This window comes from Streptomyces sp. YJ-C3 (assembly GCF_053891275.1).
Genome location: NZ_CM132685.1, coordinates 788189 through 811724, shown reverse-complemented (window position 1 = coordinate 811724; position 23536 = coordinate 788189). Strand labels below are relative to the sequence as shown.

Sequence of the window (23536 nt, the reverse complement as noted above, 5' to 3'; positions counted from 1 at the left end):
TCAGGTTCCCCAGGGGCGCCGTCCGCCCCACACGCACGCACGCCCCAGCCGGCATGGGCGGGGGCGTGCGTACTCGCTCGGAGGGTTCGGCTACGGAAGGTTCCTTGCCATAACGATCCGCTGGACCTGGTTCGTGCCTTCATAAATCTGCGTGATCTTGGCGTCGCGCATCATGCGCTCGACCGGGTAGTCACGGGTGTAGCCGTAGCCGCCGAGCAGCTGGACGGCGTCCGTGGTGACCTCCATGGCCACGTCCGAGGCGAAGCACTTGGCGGCGGCGCCCTGGAAGGTGAGGTCCTTGTCGCCGCGCTCCGACTTGGCGGCGGCCGCGTACGTGAGCTGGCGGGCGGCCTCGATCTTCATCGCCATGTCGGCGAGCATGAACTGGATGCCCTGGAAGTCGGCGATCGGCTTGCCGAACTGCTTGCGCTCCTGGACGTAGCCCTTGGCGTAGTCGAGGGCGCCCTGGGCGACACCGAGCGCCTGCGCGGCGATCGTGATGCGGGTGTGGTCGAGGGTCTTCATCGCGGTGGCGAAGCCGGTGCCCTCGGCGCCGATCATGCGGTCGGCGGGGATGCGGACGTTGTCGAGGTAGACCTCGCGGGTCGGCGAGCCCTTGATGCCGAGCTTCTTCTCCGGGGCGCCGAAGGAGACGCCCTCGTCGGACTTCTCGACGACGAAGGCGGAGATGCCCTTCGAGCGCTTGTCGGGGTCGGTGACCGCCATGACCGTGTAGTACTCGGAGACGCCCGCGTTCGTGATCCAGCGCTTCACGCCGTTGAGGACCCAGGTGTCGCCGTCACGCACCGCGCGGGTCTTCATGCCGGCCGCGTCCGAACCGGCGTCCGGCTCGGAGAGGCAGTACGAGAACATGCCGTCGCCCTTGGCGAGCGGGCCCAGGTACTTCTTCTTCAGCTCCTCGGAGCCGGAGAGGATGACGGGCAGCGAGCCCAGCTTGTTCACGGCCGGGATCAGGGACGAGGAGACACAGGCGCGCGCCACTTCCTCGATCACGATGACCGTGGCGAGGGCGTCGGCGCCCGCGCCGCCGTACTCCTCCGGTACGTGCACCGCGTGCAGGTCGGAGGCGACGAGGGCGTCCAGGGCCTCCTGCGGGAAACGGGCTTCCTCGTCCACCGCGGCGGCGAAGGGGGCGATCTTCGCCTCGGCCAGCGCGCGGATGGTCTCCCGGAGCATGTCGTGCTCCTCGGACGGGCGGTACAGGTCGAACTCCGGGGTGGAAGCCGATCCGGCCAAGGTGTCTCACGCTCCAAGCGATGCTAATTACCGTTAAGTAACCCAAATTTTAGATCTCTGCTCACGCCAGGGATACGTGAGTTACGCGACAACGGGAAAGTTGCCCGCTGAAGGGCCCGCGCATGCCCCGACTATGCTCGGTCAGCGCACGCAGCACCGACACCTCTGGAGCCCCCGTTATGGCCCTCAAGATCACCGTGATCGGCACCGGCTACCTCGGCGCCACGCACGCCGCGGCCATGGCCGAGCTCGGCTTCGAGGTGCTCGGTCTGGACGTCGTACCCGAGAAGATCGAGATGCTCACGCGGGGCGAGGTCCCGATGTACGAGCCCGGTCTCGAGGAGCTGCTGCGCCGGCACGTCGCGGGGATCGAGGGGTCCAGCGGCCGGCTGCGCTTCACGATGGACTTCGCGGAGGCCGCGGCCTTCGGCGACGTGCACTTCGTGTGCGTGAACACGCCGCAGAAGCACGGCGAGTACGCGTGCGACATGAGCTACGTGGACGCCGCCTTCTCCTCGCTGGCCCCGCACCTGAAGCCGGGCGCGCTCGTCGTCGGCAAGTCGACGGTGCCGGTCGGCTCGGCGGAGCGGCTGGCCGAACTGCTGCCCGAGGGCACGGAGCTGGCGTGGAACCCGGAGTTCCTGCGCGAGGGCTTCGCCGTGAACGACACGCTGCACCCCGACCGGATCGTGGTCGGCGTGGGCAGCGAGCGCGCCGAGAAGCTGCTGCGGGACGTGTACGCGAAGCCGGTCGCGGAGGGCACGCCCTTCGTGGTGACCGACTTCCCGACCGCCGAGCTGGTCAAGACGGCGGCGAACTCCTTCCTCGCCACCAAGATCTCCTTCATCAACGCCATGGCCGAGGTCTGCGAGGCGGCCGGCGGCGACGTCGCGAAGCTGGCCGAGGCGATCGGCTACGACGAGCGGATCGGGCACAAGTTCCTGCGGGCCGGGATCGGCTTCGGCGGCGGCTGTCTGCCGAAGGACATCCGGGCGTTCATGGCGCGCGCCGGCGAGCTGGGCGCCGACCAGGCGCTGACCTTCCTGCGCGAGATCGACTCCGTGAACATGCGGCGGCGCGGCGCGATGGTGGAGATGGCGCGCGAGGCGCTCGGCGGCGGGGCGTTCCTGGGCAAGCGGGTCGCCGTGCTCGGCGCCGCGTTCAAGCCGGACTCCGACGACGTACGGGACTCCCCCGCGCTGAACGTCGCCGGGCAGATCCACCTGCAGGGCGGCCAGGTGACGGTGTACGACCCGAAGGGCATGGCGAACGCGCGGCGGCTCTTCCCGACGCTCGGGTACGCGGACACGGCGCTGGACGCGGTGCGGGGCGCGGACGTCGTGCTGCACCTCACCGAGTGGCGGGAGTTCCGGGAGCTGGACCCGGCGGAGCTCGGCGCCGTCGCCGCGGAGCGGGTCATCCTGGACGGCCGCAACGCGCTGGACCCCTCGCTGTGGCGGGAGGCCGGCTGGACGTACCGGGCGATGGGCCGGCCGTCCGCCTGACGCGACGCTACTTCGCCCGGTAGCGGCGCATCTTGGCCCGGGCGCCGCACACCCGCATGTCGCACCAGCGGCCCCGGCCGGCCGGGCTGCGGTCGTAGAACACCCCGTGGCAGTCGGGAGCCTCGCAGGCCTTGAGGCGGGGCCAGGTGCCGTCGGCCCGGGCCTCGGCGATGGCGCTCGCCACGCGGGAGACCAGTGCCGCGCCGTCCAGCGGGACCAGGGACGCCGAGCCGTCCCGGTCGTCGACCGCCACGCGCAGCGGGGCGCGCGCGAGCAGTTCGCTCAGCGGGGTCACCGTCCGGTGCGGCGGGTGGCCCGCGTGGGCCAGGCACGCCGCGCGCAGCGACTCGCGCAGCTCACGCGCCGCGTCGACCCCGGCCGCCGTGATACCGAAGCGTTCCCTGACCTCCACCGTGTCCAGCGCGTCCTCGCCCGTCGTGATGTCGAGCAGCGTGTTCACGAGGGCCTCGACCAGGGCCAGGCCGCCGGGTGCGGGCGCACGGTCATTCATGGTTGCGACGTTACCCCTTGCACGGGACCATGTGGTAACGGCATTACCGATAGGGCCCGTATAGGGGTAACTGAAGGAGGAGCCATGGCCATCGCGAAGCTCGGCGTCGTCGTCCTGGACTGTCCCGAACCGCGCAGGCTCGCGGACTTCTACGCGGCGGTCCTCGGCGCCACCGTCACCGGGGACGACGGCGACTGGGTCGATCTGGAGGTGCCGGGCGGGCACCCGCTGGCGTTCCAGAAGGCACCCGGCCTGGCGGCGCCGGCCTGGCCCGCGGCCGACGCCTCGCAGCAGTTCCACCTCGACCTGACCGTGCCGGACCTGGACGTCGCGGAGAAGGAGGTGCTGGCGCTCGGCGCGACGGTGCTCGACGCCGAGGACCGCGGCCGCGGCTGGCGGGTCTACGCGGACCCGGCCGGGCACCCGTTCTGCCTCTGCGCCTGCTGAGAGCCCGTGCCGGTCAGGGCGTCGCGGTCGAGGGCCCCCGGCGCTGCCGGGCCGCCCGGGCGGTGAACTCGGCCCCGCGCAGCACCCGTTGGACGTTGCCCCAGGTGAGCAGCGCGAGGTCGGGCTCGGGCCAGCCGCGGTCGAGGAGTTCCGCGATCAGCGCCGGGTAGCCGGCGGCGTCGGTGAGTCCCTCCGGGTGCGCGTCCCCGGTGTCGTACATCCCGGAGAGCCCGACCGACTCGGGGCCCGCGACGCGGCGTACGTGGTCGAGGTGGTCGGCCACGTCGCGCAGGGCGGGTCCGGTGCGGGCCGCCGAGCAGGGCACCAGGCACAGGCCCTTGCTCGCGCCGAGCGCGGCGAGCAGCTCGTCGGAGAGGTTGTCCGGGTGGCTGTTGAGGGCGCGGGCGCCGGAGCGGCTGAGGATCGTCGGGGCCTTGGACACGGCGAGGGCGCGGACGGCCGTGGCCTCGGAGGCGCCGGTCAGGTCGACGAGCATGCCGAGCCGGTTCAGCTCCCGGACGATCTCCTCGCCGAACGGGGTCAGCCCGTCCTCGGACGCCCAGGACGCGCCGCTCAGCGTGAGGGCGCGCAGTCCCAGGCCGTGCAGGGCGCGCAGGGTGCCGAGCGAGTCGCCCGCCGCGGCGGCCGGGGCCGGGCCGATGATCACGGCGATGCGGCCGTGCGAGCGGGCGTCCGCCGTCTCGGAGGCGGAGCGGGCCAGGCGCAGGCCTTCCGGGTAGCGGGCGACGACGTGGTTGACGAGGTCGATCTGTTCGAGCGCCGAGGTGACCGGCCGGTCGGTGCTGACGTGCAGCGCCCACAGCAGGGCCCCGGTGCCGCCGGCGCGCAGCCGCGGCAGATCGGCCTCGACGGAGCTCTCGCCGAGTTCCAGGTCGTAGTAGGGCAGCGCGCGCAGGGTTCCGGGCAGACCGCAGTAGCCGTCCGCGACGGGGTGCAGGGCCAGCAGGTCGCGAGCCGCGGTCGGCTCGGGGTCGGACTCGGGGGACGACTCGGGGGACGACTCGGGGGACGGGGACGCCGGGGGCGTCGGGGAGGCGGGGGACGCGGCGAGCGGGGCGGGCCGGTCGAGCTCGCCCGCTTCCGTCGGGGCGTTCAGTTGATCCTGCAGGTCTGCCATGGCACTGCTCCGGCCAAAATGTGGGGACAAGCGTTCGGACCACCGTGGCACGGGCGCGGAGCGGCTACGCGGTGGGCGGCTCCGTTCGGGGGAACGGTGCGCCGATCGGGGGACCACCGGGCCGCCGGGGCGCGGAGGAACGCGAAAGGGGCGCCCTGCAGGGCGCCCCTTCAGCTGTCCGCCGTGGTGCGGACTCTCAGCCGTCCAGCTGCTCCAGCGTCGCGTTCGACGGACCGCGCCGGGCCTGGAGGTCCCGGGCGACCGACTCCGCGTCGCCGAGCACCCGCACCGCGTTGCGCCAGGTCAGCTTCGCGAGGTCGGCGCGGGACCAGCCGCGGCCGATGAGCTCGGCGATCAGGTTCGGATAGCCGGAGACGTCGTCGAGGCCGTCCGGGGTGAACGCCGTGCCGTCGTAGTCGCCGCCGATGCCGATGTGGTCGACGCCGGCGACCTCGCGCATGTGGTCGAGGTGGTCGGCGACCGTCGAGGCCGTGGCGACGGGGCGCGGCGTGGCCTCCTCGAAGGCGCGGTGCAGCTTCATCGCCTCGGGCGAGGTGTCCAGGTGGTGGAAGCCGTGCGCGCGCAGGTTCTCGTCGGCGGCTGCCGTCCAGTCGACCGCGGCCTGCAGGACGAACTTCGGCACGAACGTCACCATCGCCACTCCCCCGTTGGCGGGGAGCCGCTCCAGCACGTCGTCCGGGATGTTGCGCGGGTGGTCGCACACGGCGCGGGACGACGAGTGCGAGAAGATCACCGGCGCCTCGGTCGTGTCGAGGGCCGCGCGCATCGTCGTCGCGGCGACGTGCGACAGGTCGACGAGCATGCCCTCGCGGTTCATCTCGCGGACGACCTCGCGGCCGAACGCCGACAGACCGCCGACGCCCGGCTCGTCCGTCGCCGAGTCCGCCCACGCGATGTTGTCGTTGTGGGTGAGCGTCATGTAGCGCACGCCGAGCGCGTACAGCGAGCGCAGCGTGGCCAGCGAGTTGTTGATCGAGTGGCCGCCCTCGGCGCCCTTCAGCGACGCGATCCGCCCCTCGGCGCGGGCGGCCTCCATGTCGGCGGCGGTCAGGGCGGCCCGCAGGTCGCCCGGGTACCGCGCGATCAACTGGTCGACGCAGTCGATCTGTTCGAGGGTGGCGCTGACCGCCGCGTCCCCGGTCAGGTCGGTGCGTACGTACACGGACCAGAACTGCGCGCCGACGCCGCCGGACCGCAGCCGGGCCAGGTCGGTGTGCAGGTGGGCGCTCTGGTCGGCGGCGATGTCCCGCGCGTCGATGTCGTACGTGACCTGCTCGCGCAGCGCCCAGGGCAGGTCGTTGTGCCCGTCGACGACGGGGAACTCGGCGAGTATCGCCCGGGCCTGCTGCAACGCGTCCGTCATGTCGCTCACTTCCCCGCTCACTTGCCGAAGCCGAAACCGGAGCCGGCGCCCTCGACCTTGGTGCGCAGCCGCTTGCCCTTCTCGGTGGCCTGGTCGTTCAGCTCCTGCTGGAACTCCCGCATCCGGCCGAGGAGTTCCTCGTCGTGGGCGGCGAGCATGCGCGCGGCGAGCAGTCCGGCGTTGCGCGCGCCGCCGACCGAGACGGTGGCGACGGGGACGCCGGCGGGCATCTGCACGATGGAGAGCAGCGAGTCCATGCCGTCGAGGTACTTCAGGGGCACCGGGACACCGATGACCGGCAGCGGCGTCACCGACGCGAGCATCCCGGGCAGATGGGCGGCGCCGCCGGCGCCCGCGATGATGGCCTTCAGGCCACGCCCGGCGGCGTGCTCGCCGTAGGAGATCATCTCGTGCGGCATCCGGTGCGCGGAGACGACGTCGACCTCGTACGGGATCTCGAACTCGTCGAGGGCCTTCGCCGCGGCCTCCATGACGGGCCAGTCGGAGTCGGACCCCATGACGATGCCGACTACGGGGCTCACAGGACTCATTCGGTGATCGTGCCTCTCAGGTATCCGGCTGCGTGACGGGCGCGCTCCAGCACCTCGTCCAGGTCCTCGCCGTAGGTGTTGACGTGACCGACCTTGCGGCCGGGCTTCACGTCCTTGCCGTACATGTGGATCTTCAGCTGCGGGTCGCGGGCCATGCAGTGCAGGTACGCGCTGTACATGTCCGGGAAGTCGCCGCCCAGGACGTTGCACATCACGGTCCACGGGGCGCGCGGCCGGGGGTCCCCCAGCGGCAGATCGAGCACGGCGCGGACGTGGTTGGCGAACTGCGAGGTGACCGCGCCGTCCTGGGTCCAGTGGCCGGAGTTGTGCGGTCGCATCGCCAGCTCGTTGACCAGAATCCGCCCGTCGCGGGTCTCGAAGAGCTCGACGGCGAGGTGGCCGACGACACCGAGCTCCTGGGCGACGCGCAGCGCGAGCTCCTGCGCCTCGCCCGCCAGGGACTCGGAGAGGCCGGGCGCCGGGGCGATCACCGTGTCGCACACGCCGTCGACCTGCTGGGACTCGACCACGGGGTAGGCGACGGCCTGGCCGTGCGGCGAGCGGACGACGTTCGCCGCCAGCTCGCGGACGAAGTCGACCTTCTCCTCCGCCAGGACCGGCACGCCGGCCTTGAAGGGTTCCGCGGCGTCCGCCGCGGAGCGCACGAACCACACGCCCTTGCCGTCGTAGCCGCCGCGCACCGTCTTGAGGATGACGGGGAAACCGTCGCCCTCCTCGGCGAACGCGACCGCGTCGGCCGGATCGGTCACGATCCGGTGGCGCGGGCACGGCACACCGAGCGAGCTGAGCTTCGCGCGCATCTCGCCCTTGTCCTGGGCGTACAGCAGCGCGTCGGGCCCCGGGCGCACGGGGATGCCGTCCGCCTCCAGGGCCCGCAGGTGCTCGGTCGGTACGTGTTCGTGGTCGAAGGTGATCACGTCGCAGCCGCGCGCGAAGTCGCGCAGCGTGTCCAGGTCGCGGTAGTCGCCGACGACGACATCGCCGACGACCTGCGCCGCGGAATCCTGCGGAGTGTCACTGAGGAGCTTGAATCTGATGCCGAGCGGGATGCCCGCCTCGTGTGTCATACGAGCGAGCTGGCCCCCGCCGACCATGCCTACCACCGGGAACGTCACACCCCCAGAGTATCGGCCATATGACCGGTACACGTACGGCCCTCTTCCTGTACGAACCTCCATGTACGCCGTCCACGGGCGTCCGCGGGGGCGCGTGGTTAGCATGGCTGGGTCGGTCCTCACGGGGGCCGCGCGACCACACGACGGGGACGACGGGGGCTGAGGCGACCACTATGAAGGCGACCACCGGCCGACGATCCGGTACGGCGAGCGGCGCTCCGACCCGCGTCGGCGCCCTGCGGCTGCGCTTCGCGGCCCTGGCCCGCGAGATCGCCAAGTTCGGCGTCGTCGGCGCCCTGGGCGTCCTCGTGAACTTCGCGGTCTTCAACCTGATGCGGCACGGCACGGACCTGCAGGTCGTGCGGGCCAGCGTGATCGCGACGGTCGTCGCCATCGCCTTCAACTACGTGGGGTTCCGCTACTTCACCTACCGCGACCGCGACAAGAGCGGCCGCGCCAAGGAACTCACGCTGTTCCTGCTGTTCAGCGTGGTCGGCCTGGTGATCGAGAACGGGGTCCTGTACGCGGCGACGTACGGCTTCGGCTGGGACGGCCCGCTGCAGAGCAACGTCTTCAAGTTCCTCGGGATGGGCCTGGCGACCCTGTTCCGCTTCTGGTCGTACCGGACCTGGGTCTTCAAGGCGCTGCCCGCCCGCGAGGCCGTCGCCCGCGCGGAATCGTTCCTCGACGCGTCGGCCGCGGAGCCCGTGCAGCGCGTGAAGTGACCGCCGCCGGATCGTCTACCTGATCGTCTCGGGGTCCGTGCCGTCCGTGGCCTTCTTCAGCGGCGTGCGCGACAGGAACAGGCCGAAGACGGGCGGGCTCGCCTGGAGCATCTCGAGCCGTCCGCCGTCCGCCTCGGCCAGATCGCGGGCGACGGCGAGGCCGATGCCCGTCGAGTTCCGGCCGCTGATCGTCCGCTCGAAGATCCGCGAACCCAGCTCGGACGGGACGCCGGGGCCCTCGTCCGTGACCTCGATCACTGCCTGGTTGCCGGTGACGCGGGTGCGCAGGGCGACGGTGCCGCCGCCGTGCATCAGCGAGTTCTCGATCAGCGCGGCGAGGACCTGGGCGACCGCGCCCGGCGTGCCGACGGCCGTCAGATGCCGCTTGCCGGAGGAGACGATGGCGCGGCCCGCGCTGCGGTAGGCCGGGCGCCACTCCTCCAGCTGCTGCTTGATCACCTCGTCCAGGTCGAAGCTGACGGCCGAACCGGTGCGCGGGTCCCGGGAGTTGGTGAGGAGCCGCTCCACGACGTCGGTGAGCCGCTCGACCTGGGCGAGGGCGATCGTCGCCTCCTCCTTCACCTCCGCCAGGTCCTCGGTCATGGTGATCTCCTCCAGGCGCATCGAGAGCGCCGTGAGGGGCGTGCGCAGCTGGTGCGAGGCGTCGGCGGCCAGGCGCCGCTCGGCGGTCAGCATGCGGGCGATGCGCTCGGCGGAGCCGTCCAGGACGTCGGCGACGCGGTCCAGCTCGGGCACGCCGTAGCGCTTGTGGCGCGGGCGCGGGTCGCCGGAGCCGAGGCGCTCCGCGGTGGAGGCGAGGTCGGTGAGCGGGGAGGCGAGCCGGTTGGCCTGGCGTACGGCGAGGAGCACGGCGGCGACGACCGCGAGCAGCGCCACGCCCGCGATGATCAGCAGGGTCCGGCCGACCTCGCGGGTCACGGCCGAGCGGGGTTCCTCGACGGTGACCTTCTCGCCCCGCTCGCCCTCGGCGGTGTACGTGATGACGTCGCCCTCGGGTTTGCTGCCGAGCTCGATGGGGCCGCGGCCCGGGATGTCGACGACCGCGTAGCGCTCCTCGATGGCCACCTGGTCGGCGAGGATGCCGCCGTTGACCTGCTCGCCGCTGAGCAGCCGGCTGTCCACGATGGAGGCGAGCCGCACCGCCTCCGACTCGACGCGGTCCTGGGCGCTGTTGCTGATGGTCCGGGTCTCCACGATGACGAGGGAGACCCCGAAGACGGCGATCACGACCAGGACGACGGCGAGGGTGGAGTTGATGAGTCGGCGGCGCATGCTCTCAGTGTCCCGGATAAGGACCCTGCGCCGAGGTCACCGTCCCGGGGCGCCGCCCCGCACCCCGCGGACGAGAGGCGTCAGCTCTTCTCGAAGCGGAACCCGACCCCGCGCACCGTGGCGATGTACCGGGGATTGGCCGCGTCGTCGCCCAGCTTCTTCCTGAGCCACGAGATGTGCATGTCCAGCGTCTTGGTGGAGGACCACCAGGTGGTGTCCCACACCTCCCGCATCAGCTGGTCGCGGGTGACGACCCGGCCCGCGTCGCGCACGAGCACCCGCAGCAGGTCGAACTCCTTGGCCGTGAGCTGGAGTTCCTCGTCGCCCATCCAGGCGCGGTGCGACTCGACGTCGATCCGCACGCCGTGCGTGGCCGGCGCCTCCTTGGGCTCGGCGGAGCCGCGCCGCAGCAGGGCCCGGACCCGGGCGAGCAGCTCGGCGAGGCGGAACGGCTTGGTGACGTAGTCGTCGGCGCCGGCGTCGAGACCGACCACGGTGTCGACCTCGTCGGCGCGCGCGGTGAGGATCAGGATCGGCACCGTGTGCCCCTCGGCGCGCAGCCGGCGGGCGACTTCGAGGCCGTCCATTCCGGGCAGGCCCAGGTCGAGCACGACGAGGTCGATGCTGCCCTGCAGTCCGGCGTCGACGGCGGTGGGTCCGTCCTCGCGCACTTCCACCTCGTACCCCTCCCGGCGCAGGGCGCGGGCCAGCGGCTCCGAGATGGACGCGTCGTCCTCGGCGAGCAGTACACGAGTCATGGAGTGATGGTAGTCCGCGCCGGACGACGGCTGTGGGGTGATCGGCGAGTGCGGCCCTCCGCGCCGCGCCCGACCGAAACGGAACCTCTACCTCCGGGTTCGCGTCCTGCGGCTGTGGGGTGCGATCCTGAAGAACGCCTTTGAATCAGCGCGCCGGTTCCACGAGGACCTGTGATCCATCTCTCAAGTCCTTCCATATGCCGCACTGTCGTGTCGTATGGTGACCGAACGCCTGATGCACTACTGGGGGACCTTTGGAGCGTACTGCGCACCGAAGGTCCCTTTCATGTGTGAGCTGACTGCTGTCAGCGTTGAAAGGAATGACCTGTGGCCGGGCCCCGCGCGTAACGAAGCGCGCGAGGTGTGGATCTCGGGTCCGCCGTACCTCGTCCCGTACGAACTCTCGTCGGGCACATCCCCCCCGGGCGTGGGGAGGACGGTAGGACTCCGGTGCCGGCCGCCCCCCACCGGGCGCGTACTCGCTCTGCGCGGCGCGTCCCGACACCCCACGAGGATCGACCATGGCGTCCAGCCTGACGAAGGACTCGGCCAGTACCCCTGGCTCTGAGAAGACCTTCTTCGGCCACCCCCGCGGACTGGCCACTCTCTTCATGACCGAGATGTGGGAGCGTTTCAGCTTCTACGGCATGAGGGCCCTTCTCCCGCTGTACCTGATCGCCCCGAGCGGTCTGCACATGAACGCGGCCACGGCGACGGCGATCTACTCGGTCTACCTGTCGCTGGTCTACCTGCTCGCCATGCCCGGCGGCTGGGTGGCGGACCGCTTCTGGGGCCCCCGCAAGACGGTGGCCATCGGTGCCGCGGTCGTGATCCTCGGCCACATCACGCTGGCCCTGCCCAGCTCGGGCTCCTTCTTCGCGGGCCTCGGGCTCGTCGCGATCGGTTCGGGTCTGCTCAAGGCCAACATCTCCACGATGGTCGGCCACCTCTACAAGGGCCCCGAGGACCCGCGCCGCGACAGTGGCTTCACGGTCTTCTACGTGGGCATCAACCTCGGTGCCTTCCTCGCGCCGCTGACGATCGGCACGGTCGGCGAGAACGTCAACTGGCACTTCGGCTTCGCGCTCGCCGCGATCGGCATGGCGCTGGGCCTGGCCCAGTTCATGCTGGGCAGCCGCCACCTGAGCGCGGAGAGCGACCTCGTCGTCAAGCCGGCCACCGCGCAGGAGAAGGCGAAGACGCTCCGGCAGAGCCTGATCTGGGCCGTCGTCGCCGCGGTCTTCTACGTGATCGTCGTCGCCACCGGCCACTACACGCTGAACTGGATCCTGGTCCCGCTCACCCTGATCGGCCTGATCATCCCGGTCGCGGTCCTGACCCGGATGAAGCGCGACAAGGAGCTGTCGGGCGAGGAGCAGTCCAAGCTCTCCGGCTACATCTGGTTCTTCGTGGTCGCCGCCATCTTCTGGATGATCTACGACCAGAACGGCTCGACCCTGTCGATCTTCGGCGAGAGCTCGACGACGAACCAGCTGCTCGGCTTCCACTTCCCGACGTCCTGGTACCAGTCGCTGAACCCGATCTTCATCATGGCGCTGGCCCCTGTGGTCGCCTCGATCTGGATCGCGCTCAACAAGCGCGGCAAGGAGCCGAGCACGGCCGTGAAGTTCGCGTCGTCGCTGGCGCTGATCGGCATCTCCTTCGCCGTCTTCCTGATGCCGCTGATCGACACCGCCAACAACGGCGGCCGCGTCTCGCCGATGTGGCTCGTGGCGATCTACTTCATCCAGACCGTCGGTGAGCTGTGCCTCTCCCCGGTCGGCCTCTCGGTCACCACGAAGATGGCCCCGGCCAAGTACAGCTCCCAGATGATGGGTGTCTGGTTCCTCGCGGTCACCGCGGGCGACTCCGTCACGGGTCTGCTCTCGACGGCCGGCGTCAACCTGAACACCACCGGCGCGGTCACGGCCGAGGCCGCCATCGCGATCCTCGCCGGTGTCGGCTTCTGGCTGAACCGCAAGAAGGTCAAGGAGCTCATGGGCAGCGTCAACTGACGCACCCCGCCCGGCCGTCGTGACAGGGCCGCCGCACCGATCGTCCGGTGCGGCGGCCCTGTCGCGTCAGCGGGTCCTGGCCGCCCGCCGCTTGGGCAGGAACGTGAACACCGCCCCGCCCAGCAGGATCACCGTGCCGGCCACCAGGCCGAGGGCGCGCAGGGCGCCGTCGTTCGAGGCGCCCGTCTCGGCGAGGCCGCCGCCGGTGGCGTCCGAGCCGCCCGTGGTGGAGCCGCCGGCCGAACCGCCCGTGGAACCGCCGGACGCGCCGCCCTCCACCGCCGTGGTGTCGATCTCCAGGGAGACCTCCGTCTTGGTCGGCGTGCAGGTGGTCGTCGTGCCCAGCGCCTTCACCGTGAGGACGCCCGGCGACAGGGTCGACTTGCCGTCGGCGCCCGGCTTGTAGGTGCCGGTCAGGTCCGGGATCGTCATCGGGTCGCCGGACTTGATGGGCTCCTTGTTGGTCGGGCCCTCGACGGCGACGGTGCCCTTGTCGGCGCCGCCCAGCTTGACCGCCATCGACGGCTTGACCGAGTCGGCCGGGATGTCGGCGGGGCTGTCCATGACCGACTTCTTGAACTTCACCGTCAGGGCGTAGTTCCCGCCGTCCTTCTTGGCGTTGATCTGCACCGGGGACGTGGCGTTCTTGTCGCCGATGGGGGTCTTGCAGGCGTACGGGATCTGGACTTCCTTGCCGGTGAAGTCGGTCTGGCCGCCACCGCCGCCGCCACCGGTCGTGGCGCCCCCGGAGTCGGACCCGCCGGCGGTGGAGCCGGCCGAGGTGCCGCTCGTGGTCGACCCGCCCGTCGTGCTCCCGCCGGTGGTGCCGGCGGTCGTCCCGCTGGTGGTGCCGCCGGTGGAGGTCCCGCCGGTGGTCGCGCCGCCGCCGTCCGTCACCTTGATGGTCACGGCGGGCTTGACCGTCTCCTTCGGCGTGCACTTGGTGTCCGTGGAGATCGGCTTGTTGACGTTGATGGTGTACGCGTCCGGGGTCAGCGTCACGTCCCCGGCCTTGGTCAGTTTCAGCTTGCCCTTCATGTCGGACAGCACCATCGGGCTGTTCTTCTTGATCGCCGGGTTCTCCCGGGCGCCGGTGAGCTTCAGGTCACCGGTCTGCGCGCCGCCCACCTTCACCGTGCCCGTCGGCTGGACGGTGTTGGCGTCGAGGTCGAGCACGTCGGGGTTCTTCGAGGCGGCCTGGGTCGTCTTCCAGACCACGTCGATCTCGTCGCCGACCTTCGCGGTCGCGGGGGCCGTGATGTCGGCGACCGTGGTGCCCTCGACCGGCGGCAGCCCCGAGATGGAGGGCGGGATGCACTCCGTCTTGAAGCTGGACTCGGCCGCGTGCGCCGGCGCGGCGGCCAGCCACAGCCCCGCACCGGACAGGATCAGGGCGCAGCCGGCCGCACCGGCTCTCCGTTGCCTGCTCACGTGGTTCCTTTCGTCGTCTGGCTGTTGTCGGGCGGTGCGGAGAGCTGTCCGGCCGCGGGCACGCCGGGACCGGTGTCCGGGGTGAACCAGGGCAGGGTGGTCGTGGTGGCGGCGTCCGCGGCCGTACGCGGGGCGGGGGCCGGGGTGTTCGCGTCCTGCCGCGCACCCCTCAACCGGGGCATTCTCACGGTGAGTTCGGCCAGGCGCTGGGAGCCGCGGTGCCGTCCCTGGAAGGGCCGGTCGCGCGGGCGCAGCCGGTCCACGACGGCCATGCCGATGCGGAAGACGGCGGCGGGCACGACGACGCACAGCAGGATCCAGAAGAGCGTGACGCCCCAGGGGCGGCCCACGCCCCAGGGCTGTTCGGCCAGCACCTTCCCGCCGTACTTCAGCGACACCAGATAGCTGCCGTGGGCGCCGGCCGTCAGCTCGACGGGCAGCTCGATCCGCGCCTTGCGGCCGGGCCGGATCGTGCCGCGCCACTGCTGTTCCTCCCACTGCGGCGCGAACACCCCGTGGGAGGTGCCGACCTGGAAGACCGGGTCCTTGACCGGGGTCGAGCCGACGTTGCCCACGGTGAAGGTGAACGTCCGCGCGGGCGGGGCGCCGAACCAGGTGAGGACGCCGCTCGATCCGTCGAGGCGGGTGTCGGTGACCATGGACAGCTGTCCGTCGCCGGACTCGGCGGGCAGCGCCTTCACCGGGTGGCCCGCGACCTTGAACTCGGCGTCCGCCTGCGCCTTCTCGGCGCCGGTCACGGTCGCCACGTGGACGACGCACGGGCAGGGCCTGGGCGGTTCGGCGACCGGGAGCCGCTTGCTGAACGCCCCGTCGGCGTCGCTGGTGACGGCCAGGCCGTCGGCGTTGGCACAGGAGTTGGTGCCGCCGATGACACCGCGCGACGGGCTGGACTGCCCGCAGATCAGCATCATCAGCAGGGTCCTCGGCCGCCAGCCGGAGCCCTTGACGGTGATCGATCCGCCGGTGCCCGCCTGGGTCCTGGAGAGGGTGACGGTGGGCTTGTCCGCGGCGGTGGCCCACGGTGCCGTGCCCGCGAGGAGCGCGGCCACGAGGGCGAGAACGGTCAGCAGCCGCGTGGCCGGCGCGCTGCGGCGAGTCATGGCGCACTCCTTAGGTTGCCGGTGTCCTGTCGCCGTCGACGGCGCAGGGCCCAGTAGGCGGCGCAGGCCGCGCCCGCGAGCACGGCGAGGGCCCCGCCGAGCGGCGCCCAGGGCACGAACCGGGCCGTGGCCGTCGCGGAGTCCTTGGCGCCGCCGCCCGCCGTGACCGTCACCTTCACGTCGACCGCGTCGAGCGAGGGGGCGCCGTGCCAGGGTTCGGTGAGACTGACCCGGCGGCCGGGCAGCAGCTCCACCGGCAGGGTGCGCGGCCCCTTGTCGAGGACGCTGCCGAAGATCCCGTCGGCCTGGACGGCGAGGCGGGGGGTGAGTGTCGTGTTGCCGCGGTTCACGACGTCGTACGCGATCCGGTCCCCGCCGACGATCCGGACGTCCTCGACGGTGAGCGCCGAGAGGGTGGGGCCGCTGACCCGCAGGTGCACGCTGACCCCGGACGTGCGGCCGCCGCCGCTGGCCAGGATCGCGCCCGGGTGGTCGCCCGGTGTCGCGCCCGCCGGGACGGTGACCGTGAACGGGATCTCGGCGCGGGTGCGGGCCGGGATCCGTACGGACTTCTCGGCGAATCTGATCCAGGCCCCGGTGTCCTTCGCCCGGGTCCGGACGTCGAGGGCGCCGTCGGCCCTGTTGTCGGCGTCGGCGGCGCGCAGCGCGATCCGCAGGGACCCGGCGGTCGGGTTCGTGACGGCCACCTTGTCCTCCAGGACGGTGCCGGGGGTGCCCTCCGCGTAGATGTACGGGCGCCCGTCCTGGGCGGCGGGCCGTGACCCGCCGCCCGCGGACGGGGCGATCGTCCATGCCTGCGGGGCCGCCGTGGCCGCCGGTGACAGCAGCACGAGCGCGGCCAGGGCCGCGCCCGTCGCCCCTGCGCCGCACAGGCCGCGGATCTTCCTGCGGGTGCGGGTCGTGCGTGGTCGCCCGCGCAGTTCCCCGCGCCCCTTACAGGGCGCCATCTACCGCGCCGACTGGTTCCTGCGGGTCAGCCACAAGGCGCCCGCGGCACCGGCCAGCAGGACCGTTCCGCCCAGCGTGCCCAGCGCGATCGCCGAGTCCTGCGGGCCGGTCTGCGGGAGCTGGTCGCCGCCGGAGGGCGCGGAGTCCGAGGAACCCGAGGAGCCGGAGCCGCCGGTCGAGCCGCCGCCACCGCCGCCGCCCGCGGCCTTCACGTCCAGCTCCAGGGACGGCTTCGGGTTGTTGCCGGGCGTGCACGTGGTCGTCGTGCCGAGCGCCTTGATGGTCAGGACGCCGGCCGTGAACGTCACCTTGCCGCTCTTCTTCGGCGTGTACGTCCCCGACAGGTCACTGATCTTGATCGGGGTGTTGGCGGGGATCGCCTCGGAGTTCGGCGGCCCGGACACCGGGACGGAGCCGCTGTCCGCGCCGCCCAGCTTGATGACCGCGCTGGGGTTCATCGCGCCCTTGCCCAGCTCGACCGGGCTGGAGGAGACGCCCTTCTGGAAGGACATCGTGATCTTGTAGCCGCTGCCGCTCTTGACGCTCTTCATGTCGATCGGGGAGACGGCGCTCTTGTCCCCGATCGGCGTCTTGCACTTGTAGTTGACGTCTTGGACCGTGGCCTGCGCTGCGGGGGCGGCCATCAGCACCGCCGAGCCCGCCAGTGCCGCGCTGAGCGCGAACGCGGCGGTTCGTTTCTGGTACGTCCGGTACGACACCTCGAGATCCCTTCAGACCGACGGTTACTGACGGTTCATCAGATGCGGGTGGCTCAAGGTACGCCCGGGGTCCTGCGGAGGGAAGACAAAGAGCACGCCGGATCGAAGACGATCCGGCGTGCTCGGAACTGCGAAGGAAATCAGGCCGTAACAGGCCCCAGCGACTAGGCGGGCGCGCCCAGCTCGGCCCAGACGGTTTTTCCGGTGACCCCGGGGGCGCGGACAACTCCCCAGTCGAGGCAGAGGCGTTGGACGATGAACATGCCGTGACCGCCGGGGCGGCCGGCGCGGTGCGGGGTGCGCGGTGCGGGCTGACCGGCGCCGCGGTCGGCGACTTCGATGCGCAGCACTTTGTTGTCGAGGGAGACGATCAGCTCGTCCGGGCCCTCGGCGTGCAGGCAGGCGTTGGTGACCAGCTCGGAGACTACGAGCAGCACATCCTCCGCGGCGGCGCGGCGGTCCGCGCTCGCGGCCGGCAGCCAGCCCCAGGCGTGCAGCGCCTCACGGGTGAAGTCGCGGGACAGCGGCACGATGCCACTGGCCCCAGCGAGGCTCAGCCTGCGGACCTGTCGGCCCCCGGCAGCCGGTACGTCGCCGGACTCGGGGCCGTGGTCGCCCGGCGAGTAAGGCCGGGTGGTGCTCATCAGCACTTCACCTCACCGATTTACCAATTCAGCTTCAGGATTCAGGGTTGCAGTGGCGGTCGGGTGTCTCCTGCCCGGCCGAACGACGAGAACACCCATCTGTTCGGCGCGAACCCTGTGACGCTGGTAACGCCTCGATCACGTAGAGACAACTGGAGCGTAACTTCTTGCGGCCGCAAGTACGCGGTCATTCGGGTCACTCCGCGGCGAGTGCCGCCTCCAGGGATTCGTGCACCGTAAACACGGCCTCCGCGCCGGTGATCTCGAAGACCCGGGCCACCACCGGCAGCATCCCGGCCAGATGGACTCCGCCGCCCGCGGCCTCGGCCTTGAGGCGGGCACCGAGCAGTACGTTCAGCCCCGTCGAGTCGCAGAACTCGAGGCGCGCGCAGTCGACCACCAGCCGGGAAAGCCCGCCGGCCAGGCATTCCTCGAGGGGTTCGCGCAGCAGATCGGCGGTGTGGTGATCCAGCTCACCCGCCGGGGTCACCACGGCGCTGGTGCCCTCGTGCCGCACCTCGACCAGAAGCCGGCCCCGATGCGCGCTGCCGACTGTCCCGCGGTCCATGACGTCTCTCTCTCGCTGCCTTCGACGTGCCGATTGACGCCCTCGAACCCTACGCCTTCTCTACGCCCCTCGGTACCCGAACAACCCCTAAGAATCGGACATTTCACCACAGATCGCACTTGCGGCGCGGTAAGGAAAGCGGGTAGGCCTAGTAAGGACAGCAATCGACACGGCCGGCTTTGGAGGCGCCGCACTCCGCAAGTGCACGTATGGGCATCGGCAGCCATATGCCGAGAACGATGGAGGACATCATGTCACCCCGGCTCGACGAATCGCGTACTGACCAGGCGACGTCGACACCCCCACCGGAACGCCACGCCGACTTCGAGTCCGACGCTCTGGAAGGACTTGACGGACTCCCTGAGATCCCGCCGTTCGACGAGGTGGGGCCGCTCGACGCGCGAGCCCTCTCCAAGACGCTCTTCGAGCGCCTGGAGTCCCTCGAGGAGGGCACGCACGAATACTCCTACGTCCGCAACACACTGGTCGAGCTCAACCTCGCCCTGGTGAAGTTCGCGGCCTCCCGGTTCCGCTCCCGCAGCGAGCCGATGGAGGACATCATCCAGGTCGGCACCATCGGCCTGATCAAGGCGATCGACCGCTTCGAGCTGAGCCGCGGCGTCGAGTTCCCCACCTTCGCGATGCCGACGATCGTCGGTGAGATCAAGCGCTTCTTCCGCGACACCTCCTGGTCGGTGCGCGTACCGCGGCGCCTTCAGGAACTCCGTCTCGACCTCGCCAAGGCGGGCGACGAACTCGCCCAGCAGCTCGACCGCGCCCCCACGGTGGGCGAGCTCGCCGAACGCCTGGGCCTGTCGAACGAAGAGGTCGTGGAGGGCATGGCGGCGTCGAACGCCTACACCGCCAGCTCCCTCGACGCCCAGCCCGAGGAGGACGACTCCGAGGGTGCGCTCGCGGACCGCATCGGGTACGAGGACCACGGTCTGGAGGGCATCGAGTACGTCGAGTCCCTCAAGCCGCTGATCGCCGAACTCCCGCCGCGCGACCGCAAGATCCTGTCTCTGCGCTTCGTCGCCAACATGACCCAGTCGGAGATCGGCGAAGAGCTGGGAATCTCGCAGATGCACGTGTCGCGGCTCCTGTCCCGCACCCTCGTGCGCCTGCGCAAGGGACTGACGGTGGAGGAGTGAGCCCGCCTTCAGGCCCCTTACGCGAACGGGCCCGCCCTCCCTGATCCCCAGGAGGCGGGCCCGTTCGCGTATCTGCTTCGGCTGCCGGCACGGCGGTTACTTGGGGTCGGCGTTGAACTGGGCCTTGGACCAGCGGTAGCCGAGGACGGTCAGGGCCAGGCACCAGACCAGCGCGATCCACCAGTTGTTGCCGATCTCCGTGCCCAGCAGGAGGCCGCGCAGGGTCTCGATGGCCGGGGTGAAGGGCTGGTACTCGGCGATCGGCTGGAACCAGCCCGGCATCGAGTCCAGGGGGACGAAGGCGCTGGAGATGAGCGGCAGCAGGATCAGCGGCATCGCGTTGTTGCTGGCCGCCTCCGCGTTCGGGCTGCCCAGCCCCATGCCGACCGCGATCCAGGTGAAGGCCAGCGCGACCAGGGCGAGGAGCCCGAAGGCGGCGCACCACTCCAGCACGGTGGCGTCCGTGGAACGGAAGCCCATCGCCACCCCGACGGCGCCGACCAGGACCACGCTGACCAGGGTCTGCAGGACGCTGCCGACGACGTGGCCGAACAGGATCGAGCTGCGGTGGATGGCCATGGTGCGGAAGCGGGCGATGATGCCCTCGCTCATGTCGGTGGACACCGACACCGCGGTACCGATGACGGTGGAACCGATCGTCATGAGCAGGATGCCGGGGACGATGTAGGCGATGTAGGCGTCGCGGCCCGCCCCGCCGCTCATCGTGTCGCCGAAGATGTAGACGAACAGCAGGAGCAGCATCACCGGGGTGAGCAGCAGGTTCAGGGTGAGGGAGGGGTAGCGGCGGGCGTGCAGCAGGTTGCGCCGCAGCATGGTGGACGAGTCGCGGACGGCGAGGGAGAGGGAGCTCATCGGACGGTCTCCTCGGACTGGCTGGGCTGGGGGTTCACGACGGACAGGGCGGGCCGGGCGGTGCCGCTGGTGAGGGCGAAGAAGACGTCGTCGAGGTCGGGGGTGTGCACGGTCAGCTCGTCGGCCTCGATGCCGGAGATGTCCAACTGGTCGAGGATGGAGCGCAGTTCGCGCTGGCTGCCGTCGCTGGGGATCTTCAGGGCCTGGGCGTCGTCGTCGCGGGTCGCCGCGTCGAGGGTGGCGGCCGCCGAGCGGTAGGCGTCCGGGTCGGTGAAGCGCAGGCGGATGTGTCCACCGGGGACGAGGCGCTTGAGTTCCTCGGCGCTGCCCTCGGCGGCGATCCTCCCGTCGTTCAGCACCGCGATCCGGTCGGCGAGCTGGTCGGCCTCTTCGAGGTACTGGGTGGTGAGGAAGACGGTGACGCCGTCGGTGACGAGTTCGCGGATGATCTGCCACATGTTGTGCCGCGAGCGCGGGTCCAGGCCGGTGGTCGGCTCGTCGAGGAAGATGATCCGCGGGCGGCCGACCAGGGTCATCGCGATGTCCAGGCGGCGCTTCATGCCGCCGGAGTAGGTGGAGGCGGGCTTTCTCGCGGCTTCCACCAGGTCGAACCGCTCCAGGAGTTCGGCGGTGACCCGCCGGCCCTCGGCCTTGGAGAGGTGGTGCAGGTCCGCCATCAGGAGCATGTTCTCCTCCCCCGTGATCAGACCGTCGACGGCGGAGAACTGCCCGGTCACCCCGATCGCGGCGCGCACCGCCTGCGGTTCGGCCGCCAGATCGTGGTCCGCGACCCGGGCCTGTCCGCCGTCGGCGGTGATCAGGGTGGACAGGATCTGCACCGTGGTGGTCTTCCCGGCGCCGTTCGGCCCGAGCAGCGCGAAGACCGAGCCGGCCGGGATGCGCAGGTCGATGCCGTCGAGCACGGTCTTGTCGCCGTAGGACTTGCGCAGCTCGTTCGCCGCGATGGCCAGGCTGGTCATGAGGAGGGCTCCTTCTGAGGGCTGCGGGTCAGAGGCTGCGGGCGGTGATGTCGCCGTGGCCGGTGGTGGCGTGGACGGTGAGCTCGGGCGTGGCGTCGGCGTTCTTCAGTGCGTTGTCGATCCGGCCGGAGCCGGTACCCGCGTCGAGGGAGGCGGAGACCCCGGGGGCGGCCACGACGGTGATGTCTCCCATCTGGGTGCTCAGCGTGAGCGTGCCGCGCACGGCCTCGCCGACGGTCAGGTCGCCCTTCTGGGTGCTGATCCGACCGGGGCCGTTCAGTCGGCCGACCTTGATGTCGGCGTCGAGGCCGGTGAGGTGGACGCTGTCGGCCTCGTCGAGCTGGACCTGGCCGTGACCGCCGTCGAAGGTGACATCGCCGAGGCGTCCCGCGCCGCGGAACTCGGCGGCGGCGGCCTTCGCCTCGATGCGGGAGCCGGCCGGCAGCTGGACGGTGACCTCGACGGAGCCGGAGCCGCTGCCGAGGAGCCGGTTGGCCGCCGCCGGGGCCTCGATGCGCAGGACACCGTCGGCGAAGGCGACCTGGAGCTGCTCGGCGGCCTTCACGTCACGGGACTTGGCGGGGTCGGCGGGCCGGACCTCGACGGTGGTGTCGGTGCGGTCGGCGGCGACGACCTGGATGCGCCCCGCGGGGATGTTCAGCTCGGCGGTGACCGGGGCGGTGGTGTCGAACTTCTGCATCGTTCTCTCCTTGTCCGTGGCGGTGAGTCCTGTGCGGCTCGCCGTTTCCGATGAGTGAAACGCTACGTTGCGTTCAAGAATCCGGCAACATACTTGTTGCGCTAAAACGCCATCATTGCAGCTCAGAAATGAGAAAACGTTGCAATGGTTTGCGATGTAACGCAACAAAGGGTGATGCATTCATTGCAATGAAGTGGAAGTGAATGCCACGTCGCGCATATCCGCCCCCACCTTTCGGGCCGTCCGCCGGCGAGGTTCATCCGCGGACAGCAGCAACGTACGGCTGTTGCCACCGGCTTGGCAAGAGATTGCCAACAAGAATTGCCAAGCAGGGACTGGAGTCGCGCTCACGCTGGCAAGAGATTGCCCCGATCTGGGCAAGTCGGCTACGCTCGGGAGGGAAACACCCCTTCGGGTGCCGGAAGGCATCAGCACTACCCAGGAGTTCGGACATGCTCGAGCAGCCAGTCTTCGGCCGTCGGCTCAGGCAACTGAGGACAGAGCGCGGCCTGTCGCTCGCCACGCTCGCGGGCGAGGGCATGTCGGCCGGGTACCTGTCCCGCCTCGAGTCCGGTGCGCGCCGGCCCACCGATCGGGCGGTCGCGCATCTGGCCACGCAGTTGGGCATCAGCCCGGCCGAGCTCACGGAATCCACCGCGACCTCGCTGTCCCAGAGCCTGACGCTGGCCACCGGGCTGAGCCGGGACGAGGCCGGCGAGGTGCTCAGCGAAGCCCTGAAGGCCGCGGAGGGCGAGGACCCGCAGCTGCGCTGGCAGGCGCTCTGGCAGGTCTCCGAGTGGCGTCGGCGGCGGCAGGAGTATGCCGAACAGCGGGCGTGCCTCGACGAACTGGTCGCGCTCAGCGTGGCGCTCGGGCAGCCCGAGCTGCAGGCCAGGGCGCTGGCCGAGGTGGCTCGCACCATGCGGGCCGCCGGTGAGATCACCGACGCCGTCGACACCGCGATGCACGCCTACGAACTGGCGAAGAGCGAGGGGCTGCCGCCGCGCGTGCTGACCTCGACGCTGCTCGCTCTGGTGGCGGCGCTGGCCGAGGCCGGAAGGATGCCCGACGCCTCGCGCTACACCGACGAACTGCTCACCGTGGCGAAGGAGACCTCCGGATCGGAATGGGCGCAGGCCTTGTGGGCCGCTGCCAACACCCGGGCCCGCCAGGGGGATCTGGACGCCGCGTCGGAGCTGATGGACCAGGCCGTCCGCGGCTTCGACGGCCGCGACGACCTGACGATGTGGATGCGCGTGCGTATCAGTGCGGCCCGGCTCGACCTCAGGGGCGATCCGCCGCGGGCGGAGTCCGCCCAGCGGCGCGTCGAGGAGGTCCGGGCGGCCCTGCCGTTCGCGGGCACGCCGACCATCGAGCAGCAGTTGCTCGCGCTGCGTGCCCGGATCGCCGTGTCCACCGGCCGCCCCGACGAGGCGCGCGAGGTCCTCGACCAGCTGGTCGGCTTCGACGATCTGCTGCCGTACCAGGACCGGATCAGGCTCGACGTGCTGCGCAACCGCGTGCTGCTCCTGGAGGGCGAGCGGGACCGGGCGCTCACCGGACTGCGGGACCTCGCCGGCCAGGCCCAGCAGAGCGGCAACATGGACCTGGCCGCGGAGATCTGGCGGCTCGTCGCCGAGTCCCTGGCGCCGTAGCCGGC

23 protein-coding genes are annotated in these 23536 nt (G+C 71.0%); 6 read left to right on the top strand and 17 right to left on the bottom strand.

All coding sequences use genetic code 11. The features are described from left to right. Nucleotides 1-90: 90 nt before the first annotated feature. Nucleotides 91-1197: an acyl-CoA dehydrogenase family protein gene (locus ACVHNB_RS03640; protein WP_456228832.1), complete on the bottom strand. Its 1107-nt coding sequence runs from the start codon at nt 1195-1197 to the stop codon at nt 91-93. Between the two features lie 239 nt (nt 1198-1436). Between ACVHNB_RS03640 and ACVHNB_RS03635 the strand changes: the two genes are divergently transcribed. Continuing rightward, nucleotides 1437-2762 (top strand): UDP-glucose dehydrogenase family protein, encoded by a 1326-nt coding sequence (locus tag ACVHNB_RS03635; RefSeq protein ID WP_428952869.1) that lies wholly within the window; start codon nt 1437-1439, stop codon nt 2760-2762. 7 nt (nt 2763-2769) lie between these two features. Here the strand turns inward: ACVHNB_RS03635 and ACVHNB_RS03630 are convergent, their stop codons facing one another. Further along, nucleotides 2770-3273, bottom strand: coding sequence for a CGNR zinc finger domain-containing protein (locus tag ACVHNB_RS03630; RefSeq protein ID WP_456227397.1), 504 nt, complete (start codon nt 3271-3273; stop codon nt 2770-2772). Nucleotides 3274-3357: 84 nt separating this feature from the next. On the opposite strand from ACVHNB_RS03630, the gene ACVHNB_RS03625 reads away from it, so the two are divergent. Further along, a complete protein-coding gene (locus tag ACVHNB_RS03625) occupies nt 3358-3720 on the top strand; it encodes a VOC family protein (RefSeq protein WP_428952871.1) in 363 nt (120 codons plus the stop codon). Between the two features lie 13 nt (nt 3721-3733). Here ACVHNB_RS03625 and ACVHNB_RS03620 read toward each other — a convergent pair whose 3' ends face one another. The 4 genes from ACVHNB_RS03620 to ACVHNB_RS03605 all read right to left on the bottom strand — a co-directional run bounded on the left by ACVHNB_RS03620 (nt 3734) and on the right by ACVHNB_RS03605 (nt 7992). Beyond that, nucleotides 3734-4858: a membrane dipeptidase gene (locus tag ACVHNB_RS03620; RefSeq protein WP_456227396.1), complete on the bottom strand. Its 1125-nt coding sequence runs from the start codon at nt 4856-4858 to the stop codon at nt 3734-3736. A 196-nt stretch (nt 4859-5054) separates the two neighbouring features. Next, nucleotides 5055-6242: a dipeptidase gene (locus tag ACVHNB_RS03615; RefSeq protein ID WP_428957581.1), complete on the bottom strand. Its 1188-nt coding sequence runs from the start codon at nt 6240-6242 to the stop codon at nt 5055-5057. A 17-nt stretch (nt 6243-6259) separates the two neighbouring features. Continuing rightward, complete coding sequence (gene purE, locus ACVHNB_RS03610) at nt 6260-6793, bottom strand: 5-(carboxyamino)imidazole ribonucleotide mutase (RefSeq protein WP_428952873.1); 534 nt, start codon at nt 6791-6793, stop codon at nt 6260-6262. Further along, nucleotides 6790-7992 (bottom strand): 5-(carboxyamino)imidazole ribonucleotide synthase, encoded by a 1203-nt coding sequence (locus tag ACVHNB_RS03605; protein ID WP_428952874.1) that lies wholly within the window; start codon nt 7990-7992, stop codon nt 6790-6792. Before ACVHNB_RS03605 ends, purE begins: the two co-directional genes overlap by 4 nt. A gap of 110 nt (nt 7993-8102) precedes the next feature. On the opposite strand from ACVHNB_RS03605, the gene ACVHNB_RS03600 reads away from it, so the two are divergent. Next, nucleotides 8103-8654: a GtrA family protein gene (locus tag ACVHNB_RS03600; protein WP_428952875.1), complete on the top strand. Its 552-nt coding sequence runs from the start codon at nt 8103-8105 to the stop codon at nt 8652-8654. 15 nt (nt 8655-8669) lie between these two features. Here the strand turns inward: ACVHNB_RS03600 and ACVHNB_RS03595 are convergent, their stop codons facing one another. Beyond that, nucleotides 8670-9947, bottom strand: a complete 1278-nt coding sequence (locus ACVHNB_RS03595) for an ATP-binding protein (RefSeq protein ID WP_428952876.1) — start codon at nt 9945-9947, stop codon at nt 8670-8672. An 80-nt stretch (nt 9948-10027) separates the two neighbouring features. Beyond that, nucleotides 10028-10705 carry a response regulator transcription factor gene (locus ACVHNB_RS03590; protein WP_428952877.1) on the bottom strand — a complete coding sequence of 226 codons (678 nt, stop codon included), beginning with the start codon at nt 10703-10705 and terminating at the stop codon, nt 10028-10030. Nucleotides 10706-11226: 521 nt separating this feature from the next. Between ACVHNB_RS03590 and ACVHNB_RS03585 the strand changes: the two genes are divergently transcribed. Then, entirely contained in the window at nt 11227-12720 is a 1494-nt protein-coding gene (locus ACVHNB_RS03585; RefSeq protein WP_428952878.1) for a peptide MFS transporter, read from the top strand. A gap of 66 nt (nt 12721-12786) precedes the next feature. Here the strand turns inward: ACVHNB_RS03585 and ACVHNB_RS03580 are convergent, their stop codons facing one another. From ACVHNB_RS03580 to ACVHNB_RS03555, 6 genes are all read right to left on the bottom strand, one after another. After that, nucleotides 12787-14151 (bottom strand): hypothetical protein, encoded by a 1365-nt coding sequence (locus ACVHNB_RS03580; RefSeq protein ID WP_456227395.1) that lies wholly within the window; start codon nt 14149-14151, stop codon nt 12787-12789. Then, a complete protein-coding gene (locus ACVHNB_RS03575; RefSeq protein ID WP_456227394.1) occupies nt 14148-15272 on the bottom strand; it encodes a hypothetical protein in 1125 nt (374 codons plus the stop codon). The genes ACVHNB_RS03580 and ACVHNB_RS03575 overlap by 4 nt, the downstream gene beginning before the upstream one ends. Then, nucleotides 15269-16240, bottom strand: coding sequence for a COG1470 family protein (locus ACVHNB_RS03570; RefSeq protein WP_456227393.1), 972 nt, complete (start codon nt 16238-16240; stop codon nt 15269-15271). Before ACVHNB_RS03570 ends, ACVHNB_RS03575 begins: the two co-directional genes overlap by 4 nt. Next, nucleotides 16241-16960 (bottom strand): LPXTG cell wall anchor domain-containing protein, encoded by a 720-nt coding sequence (locus ACVHNB_RS03565; RefSeq protein WP_428952882.1) that lies wholly within the window; start codon nt 16958-16960, stop codon nt 16241-16243. Between the two features lie 164 nt (nt 16961-17124). Continuing rightward, nucleotides 17125-17604 carry an ATP-binding protein gene (locus ACVHNB_RS03560; RefSeq protein WP_428952883.1) on the bottom strand — a complete coding sequence of 160 codons (480 nt, stop codon included), beginning with the start codon at nt 17602-17604 and terminating at the stop codon, nt 17125-17127. Between the two features lie 196 nt (nt 17605-17800). Continuing rightward, entirely contained in the window at nt 17801-18172 is a 372-nt protein-coding gene (locus ACVHNB_RS03555; RefSeq protein WP_428952884.1) for an STAS domain-containing protein, read from the bottom strand. Nucleotides 18173-18423: 251 nt separating this feature from the next. Here ACVHNB_RS03555 and ACVHNB_RS03550 point away from each other — a divergent pair, with 251 nt between their 5' ends. Then, entirely contained in the window at nt 18424-19323 is a 900-nt protein-coding gene (locus ACVHNB_RS03550; protein ID WP_428952885.1) for an RNA polymerase sigma factor SigF, read from the top strand. A 96-nt stretch (nt 19324-19419) separates the two neighbouring features. On the opposite strand, the gene ACVHNB_RS03545 is transcribed toward ACVHNB_RS03550, so the two are convergent. The 3 genes from ACVHNB_RS03545 to ACVHNB_RS03535 are packed head-to-tail and all read right to left on the bottom strand — an operon-like array spanning nt 19420 to nt 21876. Further along, nucleotides 19420-20196 (bottom strand): ABC transporter permease, encoded by a 777-nt coding sequence (locus ACVHNB_RS03545; RefSeq protein WP_428952886.1) that lies wholly within the window; start codon nt 20194-20196, stop codon nt 19420-19422. Further along, on the bottom strand, nt 20193-21176 hold the full coding sequence (locus ACVHNB_RS03540) for an ATP-binding cassette domain-containing protein (RefSeq protein WP_428952887.1): 984 nt from the start codon (nt 21174-21176) through the stop codon (nt 20193-20195). Before ACVHNB_RS03540 ends, ACVHNB_RS03545 begins: the two co-directional genes overlap by 4 nt. A 28-nt stretch (nt 21177-21204) precedes the next feature. Then, the gene (locus ACVHNB_RS03535) at nt 21205-21876 is read right to left on the bottom strand and encodes a DUF4097 family beta strand repeat-containing protein (RefSeq protein WP_428952888.1); all 672 of its coding nucleotides are present in this window, start codon (nt 21874-21876) and stop codon (nt 21205-21207) included. A 452-nt stretch (nt 21877-22328) separates the two neighbouring features. Between ACVHNB_RS03535 and ACVHNB_RS03530 the strand changes: the two genes are divergently transcribed. Next, nucleotides 22329-23531, top strand: coding sequence for a helix-turn-helix domain-containing protein (locus ACVHNB_RS03530; RefSeq protein ID WP_428952889.1), 1203 nt, complete (start codon nt 22329-22331; stop codon nt 23529-23531). Nucleotides 23532-23536 lie beyond the last annotated feature (5 nt).

Coding starts and splice junctions, on each gene's coding strand:
- ACVHNB_RS03625 (WP_428952871.1), top strand. CDS start 3,358: ATGGCCATCGCGAAGCTCGGCGTCGTCGTCCTGGACTGTCCCGAACCG.
- ACVHNB_RS03550 (WP_428952885.1), top strand. CDS start 18,424: ATGTCACCCCGGCTCGACGAATCGCGTACTGACCAGGCGACGTCGACA.
- ACVHNB_RS03530 (WP_428952889.1), top strand. CDS start 22,329: ATGCTCGAGCAGCCAGTCTTCGGCCGTCGGCTCAGGCAACTGAGGACA.
- ACVHNB_RS03585 (WP_428952878.1), top strand. CDS start 11,227: ATGGCGTCCAGCCTGACGAAGGACTCGGCCAGTACCCCTGGCTCTGAG.
- ACVHNB_RS03560 (WP_428952883.1), bottom strand. CDS start 17,604: ATGAGCACCACCCGGCCTTACTCGCCGGGCGACCACGGCCCCGAGTCC.
- ACVHNB_RS03570 (WP_456227393.1), bottom strand. CDS start 16,240: ATGGCGCCCTGTAAGGGGCGCGGGGAACTGCGCGGGCGACCACGCACG.
- ACVHNB_RS03540 (WP_428952887.1), bottom strand. CDS start 21,176: ATGACCAGCCTGGCCATCGCGGCGAACGAGCTGCGCAAGTCCTACGGC.
- ACVHNB_RS03595 (WP_428952876.1), bottom strand. CDS start 9,947: ATGCGCCGCCGACTCATCAACTCCACCCTCGCCGTCGTCCTGGTCGTG.
- ACVHNB_RS03590 (WP_428952877.1), bottom strand. CDS start 10,705: ATGACTCGTGTACTGCTCGCCGAGGACGACGCGTCCATCTCGGAGCCG.
- ACVHNB_RS03575 (WP_456227394.1), bottom strand. CDS start 15,272: ATGACTCGCCGCAGCGCGCCGGCCACGCGGCTGCTGACCGTTCTCGCC.
- ACVHNB_RS03640 (WP_456228832.1), bottom strand. CDS start 1,197: ATGCTCCGGGAGACCATCCGCGCGCTGGCCGAGGCGAAGATCGCCCCC.
- ACVHNB_RS03620 (WP_456227396.1), bottom strand. CDS start 4,858: ATGGCAGACCTGCAGGATCAACTGAACGCCCCGACGGAAGCGGGCGAG.
- ACVHNB_RS03600 (WP_428952875.1), top strand. CDS start 8,103: ATGAAGGCGACCACCGGCCGACGATCCGGTACGGCGAGCGGCGCTCCG.
- purE (WP_428952873.1), bottom strand. CDS start 6,793: ATGAGTCCTGTGAGCCCCGTAGTCGGCATCGTCATGGGGTCCGACTCC.
- ACVHNB_RS03535 (WP_428952888.1), bottom strand. CDS start 21,876: ATGCAGAAGTTCGACACCACCGCCCCGGTCACCGCCGAGCTGAACATC.
- ACVHNB_RS03605 (WP_428952874.1), bottom strand. CDS start 7,992: ATGGAGGTTCGTACAGGAAGAGGGCCGTACGTGTACCGGTCATATGGC.
- ACVHNB_RS03545 (WP_428952886.1), bottom strand. CDS start 20,196: ATGAGCTCCCTCTCCCTCGCCGTCCGCGACTCGTCCACCATGCTGCGG.
- ACVHNB_RS03615 (WP_428957581.1), bottom strand. CDS start 6,242: ATGACGGACGCGTTGCAGCAGGCCCGGGCGATACTCGCCGAGTTCCCC.
- ACVHNB_RS03635 (WP_428952869.1), top strand. CDS start 1,437: ATGGCCCTCAAGATCACCGTGATCGGCACCGGCTACCTCGGCGCCACG.
- ACVHNB_RS03555 (WP_428952884.1), bottom strand. CDS start 18,172: ATGGACCGCGGGACAGTCGGCAGCGCGCATCGGGGCCGGCTTCTGGTC.
- ACVHNB_RS03630 (WP_456227397.1), bottom strand. CDS start 3,273: ATGAATGACCGTGCGCCCGCACCCGGCGGCCTGGCCCTGGTCGAGGCC.